This window comes from Roseibium sp., assembly GCF_050301095.1.
Classification (GTDB): domain Bacteria; phylum Pseudomonadota; class Alphaproteobacteria; order Rhizobiales; family Stappiaceae; genus Roseibium.
In genome coordinates, this window is record NZ_JBNKYW010000063.1 from 1 (window position 1) to 6,579 (window position 6,579).

The following is a 6,579-nucleotide window of genomic DNA, read 5'->3' on the forward strand; positions in this document are numbered from 1 at the left end:
CGACCTGATCCTGGTCAACTCGCCGGACCCGGAAGCCCAGGCCAGCGCCCTGGAAGACCTGGTCTCGGTCCACCAGATCGACGCTCTCGTCGTGCTGCCGTTCGAATCCGAGCCGCTCACCGACCCGGTCCTGAACGTCAAGAAATCCGGTGCCTGGATCACGGTCGTCGACCGCGGTCTCAGCCAGCCTGGCATCGAGGATCTCTACGTTGCCGGAAACAACCCGGAACTCGGCCGCGTCTCCGCCCAGTACATGAAGACCCGACTGAAGGACGGCGACAACATCGTCGTGCTGCGCGGCATCCCCACGCTGATCGACAACGAGCGCTTCGACGCCTTCATGGATGCGATCAAAGGCTCCGGCATCAACGTGCTTGACCACAAGCATGCCAACTGGAACCGCGACGACGGCTTCGAGGTCATGCAGGATTTCCTGTCGCGTTTCCCGGACATCGACGCCGTCTGGGCCCAGGATGACGACATCGCCATCGGTGTCGTGGCGGCCCTGAAGCAGGCAGGCCGGGACGGTGACGGCATGTTCGTTGTCGGCGGCGCCGGCATGAAGGAAACCATCAAGTCCATCATGGACGGCGATGAACTCATCCCGGTCGACGTGCTCTATCCGCCCGCGATGATCGCCACCGCCATGGACCAGACTGTCGCCGCCTTCAAGTCCAACGGCCCGGTTGCCGGCCGCTACATCCTGGGTGCGACGCTGATCACGAAGGAAAACGCGGAAAGCTACTATTTCCCCGAGTCTCCGTTCTAAGACCTCGTGGAACCCTGGGCCGGAACTTTCGCGATGGAGTTCCGGCCCCTTCTCTCCCCAAAACCGGAGAAAATCATGAAAACGATCAAGGGTCCTGCTCTGTTTCTTGCGCAGTTTGCGGGTGATGAAGCCCCCTTCAATTCCTGGGCCTCGATTACAAGATGGGCGGCCGATTGCGGCTATCTCGGCGTGCAGGTTCCAAGCTGGGATGCACGTCTGATCGATCTGGAAAAAGCTGCCAGCTCAAAAACCTATTGCGAGGAATTTTCCGGCATCGCGCGGGAAAACGGCGTCGAGATCACCGAACTCTCCACCCACCTGCAGGGCCAGCTGGTTGCCGTGCACCCGGCCTACGATACGGCGTTCGACGGCTTTGCCGCTCCCCATGTGCGCGACAATCCGGCCGCCCGGCAGGCCTGGGCCGTGGATCAGGTGAAACTGGCGCTGGCCGCCAGCCGCAATCTCGGTATCACGGCCCATGCGACTTTTTCCGGTGCGCTTGCCTGGCCCTATATCTACCCGTGGCCGCAACGCCCCGCCGGCCTTGTCGAGACCGCCTTCGACGAATTGGCCCGCCGCTGGCGGCCGATCCTCGATTATGCCGACGAGATGGGCGTCGATGTTTGCTACGAGATCCATCCGGGCGAGGACCTCCACGACGGCATCACCTTCGAGATGTTCCTGGAACGGGTGAACAACCACGCCCGCTGCCGGATGCTCTACGACCCGTCGCACTATGTGCTGCAGTGTCTGGACTATCTGGACAATATCGACATCTACCGCGACAGGATCGGCATGTTCCACGTCAAGGACGCGGAGTTCAATCCGACCGGACGCCAGGGCGTCTATGGCGGCTACCAGTCCTGGACCGACCGGGCCGGCCGGTTCCGTTCGCTCGGCGACGGCCAGGTCGATTTCGGCGCGGTGTTCTCCAAAATGGCCGCCAATGATTTCGATGGCTGGGCCGTGGTGGAATGGGAATGCTGCCTGAAGCATCCGGAAGACGGTGCCCGTGAAGGCGCCGCCTTCGTCCGCGACCACATCATCCGCGTGACCGAAAAGGCCTTTGACGATTTTGCCGATGGCGGCAGCGATGAGGCAGCCAACCGGAAGATGCTGGGGATCGGATAATATTGTGACCAATATCTTCAGAGCGGAAAGGACCTTGTCCAACGGTGAACAGTCAAACACCCTCATCCTGAGGAAGTGCGAAGCACTGTCTCGAAGGATGGGCGGCTTGCTCCGGAATATGCCGCCCATCCTTCGAGACGGACCTGAAGGTCCTCCTCAGGATGAGGCTTTTGTATAGCAATGTAATCGATTACAGTGCCCGGTAAATCGGGTTTGAAACAACATCAGGAGGGGCGACATGGCCATTGAAGGAAAAGACAGGAGCCAGAAACGGCCGATCCGGCTCGGTATGGTCGGAGGCGGCAAGGACGCCTTTATCGGAGCCGTTCACCGCATTGCCGCTCGTATCGACGGGGAATACGAGCTGGTTGCCGGCGCCCTGTCCTCGACACCGGCCAAGGCGCAGGACTCCGGCCGCGCTCTCGGCCTCAAGGAAGACCGGATCTACGATTCCTTCCTGGATATGGCCAAGCGCGAGGCCCGGCTGAAGGACGGCATCGAGGCGGTCGCCATCGTCACGCCGAACCACATGCATTATCCGGCCGCCAGGGAATTCCTGAAGCGCGGCATCCATGTCATCTGCGACAAGCCGCTGACCTCCACGCTGGCCGACGCCAAAAAACTCGCCAAGGCGGCCGAAAGCTCCGAGGCCCTGTTCTTCCTGACCCACAATTACACCGGTTATCCTATGGTCCGCCAGGCGCGGGAAATGGTGCGGAACGGCGATCTCGGCTCGCTCCGTATCGTGCAGGTGGAATATCCGCAGGACTGGCTGACGGTCGAACAGCACAACAAGCAGGCCGACTGGCGCACCGATCCGGCCCGTACCGGTCTTGGCGGCTCGACGGGCGACATCGGCACCCATGCCTATAACCTTGCCTGTTTCGTCACCGGTCTTTCCGCTGAAAGCTTAGCCGCCGACCTGCAGTCCTTCGTTCCCGGCCGCCAGGTCGACGACAATGCCCATGTGATGCTGCGTTTCGAAGGCGGCGCAAGGGGGATGCTGTGGTGTTCCCAGGTCGCTCCCGGCAACGAGAACAACCTCAAGATCCGGGTTTATGGCGACAAGGGCGGGCTGGAATGGCATCAGGAGCATCCGAACCATCTCCATTTCACGCCCTTCGGTGAACCCTTGAGGATCCTGACCCGGGGCGGTGCCGGCATGCTGGAAAGCATCGGCCCGGCAACGCGCATCCCGCCGGGCCATCCGGAAGGCTATCTGGAAGGTTTCGCCAATCTCTACAAGGACGCGGCCGATGTTATCCGGGCGCATCAGGAGGGCAAATCCGCAGCATCGCTGGTGCCGGGCATTGTCGACGGACTGGCGGGCGTCCGCTTCATCGACGCCTGCGTGCGGTCTTCGGCGAGAAATTCGGCCTGGGTGAAACTGGACGGCTGAGGCTTGCCCCAAAAGGCTCCTGGCTGACGGTGCAGGTTCAAACCGGAATGCGGTCCGCGGTGTTATTTCCACGGACCGGATTGCGTCATATCGGCAGGTCGAGCCGTGGCTTCCAGAAGGGGCGGAAAAGCTCGATCTTGGGGCAGCGGTTCATCACCACCTTCAGTCCGGCCGCCTCGGCCAGCTTGGCCGCGCGGTCGTCATAGACGCCGATCTGCCCCCAGAGCACTTTTGCTCCGATTGCGATCGCCTGTTCGGCGATGCCGTATAACTCTTCCTTCGGCCGGAAAACCTCGACCATGTCGACCGGCCGGTCGATCTCTTCCAGGGAGTGATAGACCGGAATGCCGCGGATCTCGGTCAGCTCCGGGTTGGGGTTCACCGGCAGCATGTCATAACCGGTTTCGTGCAGGACGCGCAGCACGCCGTAGCTGAACTTGGTCTTGTCGGCACTGGCGCCGACCATCGCGATGGTTTTGACCGAACGCAGGATACCGGCCAGGAATTCCGGCGGATAATCATAGAGACGATCGATATCGGCCTCGGGCATGTCACGCCTCCTTCGGTGTGGCGATGTCCGCCTTCAGTTCGTGCGGTTCGAGCGGATCGAGAAACGGATTGCGGTAGAGCTTGTCATGACTTTCCACGCCGATCTCGAGCGTGCAGTCAGACAGAGGGCGGGCGATGCAGAGCAGAACGTAGCCGTTGTTGAGCTGGCGGTTGTTGAGGGCCACCTGCCGGCGTTGATCGACTTCGCCGGCCTTCAGTTTGGCAGCGCAGGTGATGCACCCGCCATACTTGCAGCCATAGGGGAGATCGACGCCCTGCTCTCGCAAGGTGTCCAGCAGGGGACGGCGGGTATCGGCCCGATAGGTTGCCCCGCCGCGGTTGGCGATGGTGATGGTAAAAGTGCCGGTCATAGCCAGATATCGCTCGTGCAATCGCCGCCCGGATAACGGGTTTCATGACAGCGGCTCGGCCCGTTGGGCTCCTTGCCGAAATCTACGATGAAGTCCTCGTTGATCTTCATGCCGCCGTTTTCGACATCGCAGTCGATCATGACCATCACCCCGCCTTGCGTGCGGATGTCGGGATAGAACTGATTGTCCCAGGTGGAAAAGAGCGACGTGGTGACATAGAGCCGCCTGCCGTCCAGCGACAACTGGAACATCTGCGGACCGCCCGCGACCCTGACGCCGTTGACTTCCGGCGCCTTGCCCAGGAGCCCGCCCATCCAGACCTGACCGGTCAGTTTCGGATTGTGCGGATCGGTGATGTCGTACTGGCGCATATCGCCGTGCAGCCAGTTGTTCAGGTAAAGGTAGCGGTCGTCCATCGACACCAGGATCGCGGACATCACACCGGGAACCGGGATCGGCCATTCAGGATGCGGCTCGTTTTCGACGTCGATGATCTTTTCCCATTCCCAACTGCCCGCCTCCGACTTCCAGAAATGGATCACATTGGTGCTGAGCGCCGCGCCGCAGAACCCGTGGGTGCTGTCCGGGTCGTGATGGAACTTGACTTCAAGCGGGATCAACCCGTCCTCGCCGAGGTATTTGGTCTCTATTGGAACGCGTTTTTCAAAGTCCCAGAAATGAAGGCGTCGGCCGTATTTCAGGTGTCCGACCTCTTCCAGATCGAAACCCGGCATGAAGGTGTTGGGGGCCGCCCATTCCGAGCTGACCATCACATTGTGGCGCGGCTGGTACCAGAAGTCATAGCCAAAGGGAATGTCGCCCATGGACTGCTCCCAGCGGCCGACGATCTCGAAGTCCTTGTTGAGATGGAGATAGCCGCCCGGCGCTTCGCCCATGGCATCGCCCAGGAAGGAAATGATGATCTCGGACCCGAGACAGTGAACGGTATGGGGTCCCGAAAGATTGGTTTTCGCCTTGATCTCGGCACCGTCGATCACCTTGTGCAGGCGCGGGGCGCGCGGGTCCGTGGCGGTGTCGACAACATGAATGTTGTTCGAGCGGACGCCGGGCAACAGCAGGTACCTGCGCGACATGGATCCGTCGTGGTGACAGGAGGAACAGGCGTTCCAGCCCATGTGGTGCAACTCGTCCCCGATCCCCGGCATCTCCAACCGGTGAATGACCTGGGAGTAGGTCGGGCTGTCCGGATCCGCGTCGACCGTTGCCAGATAGTCGGGCTTCTGTATTCCGGTCCCTGTATAGATCGCAATGGAATAGAGCAGTTTTTCACGCGGGGCCCGGATCGCGTCCTGCGGACTGGCGTAGCCCGGACCGCAACATGTCGTTTCGCCATTTCCACTCATGCCGTTCCCTCCGACCGGTGCAATTATGCGTTTGGCTGCCAACTCCATTTTGTCCTATTATATGAGACAAACGTTCACAGAGTAAACAATGCATCTCGATCGACTTATTTCCGTGCTGGAGGCCGTGGCGATTGCCGGGCGGGCTGTTTCACCCGCGGACGTGCAGCGTGCCACCGGCCTGCCGCGCCCCACCTGCTACCGTCTTCTCCAGACCCTGGCCGAGCACCGTCTGCTGGACAAGCCGGGGGAAGCCTCCCGCTACCTGGTCGGTGAACGCCTGAAGCGGATTGCCATCCTGAGTCAGTCGGATGTGGACGTGTGCCAGGCTGCCGCGCCGACGCTTAGGGAAACCGCCATCGAATTCGGCGAAGCGGTCTTTCTCTCGCGGTTCCGGGACAGATCCGTCGAGATCATTCACGTGGAAACCCCTGTCGATGCCGCACGGTCCTTTATTCACCCGGGACTAGGCAACCGGCCCATGCACGCCTGCTCCTGTTCGAAGGCGATCGCCGCCTTCTCGGACCAGGAGTTTCTGAAGGAGATCCTTTCCAGACCCTTGCGCGCCTATACGGAACAGACAAAGACCCAGCCCGGCGATATCGAACAGGAGTTCGCCGAAATCCGCCTACGTGGCTATGCGGAATGTGTTGAAGAAATCGAAGTGGGCGTCTCAAGCGTCGCCGCGCCCATCCGCACCGGAAACTTCGGCGTTCCCTTCAGCGTCGGCGCAACGGGTCCCATCCGCCGTTTCACAAGCCGTCACCGCCAGATGATCGGCACCCGGCTGATCAAGGTTGCCGACCGGATTGCGGCAAACCTGCAGCTGGCCTACACGAACAAGTCGAGCTGACCTGGTCCTGAAAATGTCCTCAAGTCGCAGGAACTGCCCGCCAGGACCTTTGAGCACCGGCGAATGTTCCAGAGGCATGACTTCGGCCACCAAGGGCGGAAAGAACTCTTTTCAAGCCAACCTTCCGGCTGGAAACAGGAGCGGAA

Annotated in this window: 7 protein-coding genes; 4 read left to right on the plus strand and 3 right to left on the minus strand. The window is 61.0% G+C overall.

Annotated features, from left to right (window positions below):
- The 3 genes from ACQY7U_RS05950 to ACQY7U_RS05960 all read left to right on the plus strand — a co-directional run.
- A partial coding sequence (locus ACQY7U_RS05950) for a substrate-binding domain-containing protein (RefSeq protein WP_428642852.1) occupies positions 1-769 on the plus strand: 769 nt, incomplete at its 5' end.
- Between the two features lie 75 nt (positions 770-844).
- The gene (locus ACQY7U_RS05955; RefSeq protein ID WP_428642853.1) at positions 845-1,900 is read left to right on the plus strand and encodes a sugar phosphate isomerase/epimerase family protein; all 1,056 of its coding nucleotides are present in this window, start codon (positions 845-847) and stop codon (positions 1,898-1,900) included.
- Between the two features lie 238 nt (positions 1,901-2,138).
- Entirely contained in the window at positions 2,139-3,299 is a 1,161-nt protein-coding gene (locus tag ACQY7U_RS05960) for a Gfo/Idh/MocA family protein (protein ID WP_428642855.1), read from the plus strand.
- A gap of 85 nt (positions 3,300-3,384) precedes the next feature.
- On the opposite strand, the gene ACQY7U_RS05965 is transcribed toward ACQY7U_RS05960, so the two are convergent.
- From ACQY7U_RS05965 to ACQY7U_RS05975, 3 genes are read right to left on the minus strand one after another with little or no spacing between them, the layout of a single operon-like run.
- Positions 3,385-3,849, minus strand: a complete 465-nt coding sequence (locus ACQY7U_RS05965) for a CoA-binding protein (RefSeq protein ID WP_428642856.1) — start codon at positions 3,847-3,849, stop codon at positions 3,385-3,387.
- Between the two features lies 1 nt (position 3,850).
- Complete coding sequence (locus ACQY7U_RS05970; protein ID WP_428642857.1) at positions 3,851-4,219, minus strand: 2Fe-2S iron-sulfur cluster-binding protein; 369 nt, start codon at positions 4,217-4,219, stop codon at positions 3,851-3,853.
- Positions 4,216-5,583 carry a selenium-binding family protein gene (locus ACQY7U_RS05975; protein ID WP_428642859.1) on the minus strand — a complete coding sequence of 456 codons (1,368 nt, stop codon included), beginning with the start codon at positions 5,581-5,583 and terminating at the stop codon, positions 4,216-4,218. Before ACQY7U_RS05975 ends, ACQY7U_RS05970 begins: the two co-directional genes overlap by 4 nt.
- Positions 5,584-5,671: 88 nt before the next feature.
- On the opposite strand from ACQY7U_RS05975, the gene ACQY7U_RS05980 reads away from it, so the two are divergent.
- Complete coding sequence (locus ACQY7U_RS05980; RefSeq protein WP_428642860.1) at positions 5,672-6,433, plus strand: IclR family transcriptional regulator; 762 nt, start codon at positions 5,672-5,674, stop codon at positions 6,431-6,433.
- Positions 6,434-6,579 lie beyond the last annotated feature (146 nt).

What these genes read in the sequence shown, in the direction of transcription:
- ACQY7U_RS05955 (WP_428642853.1), top strand. Translation starts at nt 845, where the DNA reads ATGAAAACGATCAAGGGTCCTGCTCTGTTTCTTGCGCAGTTTGCGGGT.
- ACQY7U_RS05960 (WP_428642855.1), top strand. Translation starts at nt 2,139, where the DNA reads ATGGCCATTGAAGGAAAAGACAGGAGCCAGAAACGGCCGATCCGGCTC.
- ACQY7U_RS05965 (WP_428642856.1), bottom strand. Translation starts at nt 3,849, where the DNA reads ATGCCCGAGGCCGATATCGATCGTCTCTATGATTATCCGCCGGAATTC.
- ACQY7U_RS05970 (WP_428642857.1), bottom strand. Translation starts at nt 4,219, where the DNA reads ATGACCGGCACTTTTACCATCACCATCGCCAACCGCGGCGGGGCAACC.
- ACQY7U_RS05975 (WP_428642859.1), bottom strand. Translation starts at nt 5,583, where the DNA reads ATGAGTGGAAATGGCGAAACGACATGTTGCGGTCCGGGCTACGCCAGT.
- ACQY7U_RS05980 (WP_428642860.1), top strand. Translation starts at nt 5,672, where the DNA reads ATGCATCTCGATCGACTTATTTCCGTGCTGGAGGCCGTGGCGATTGCC.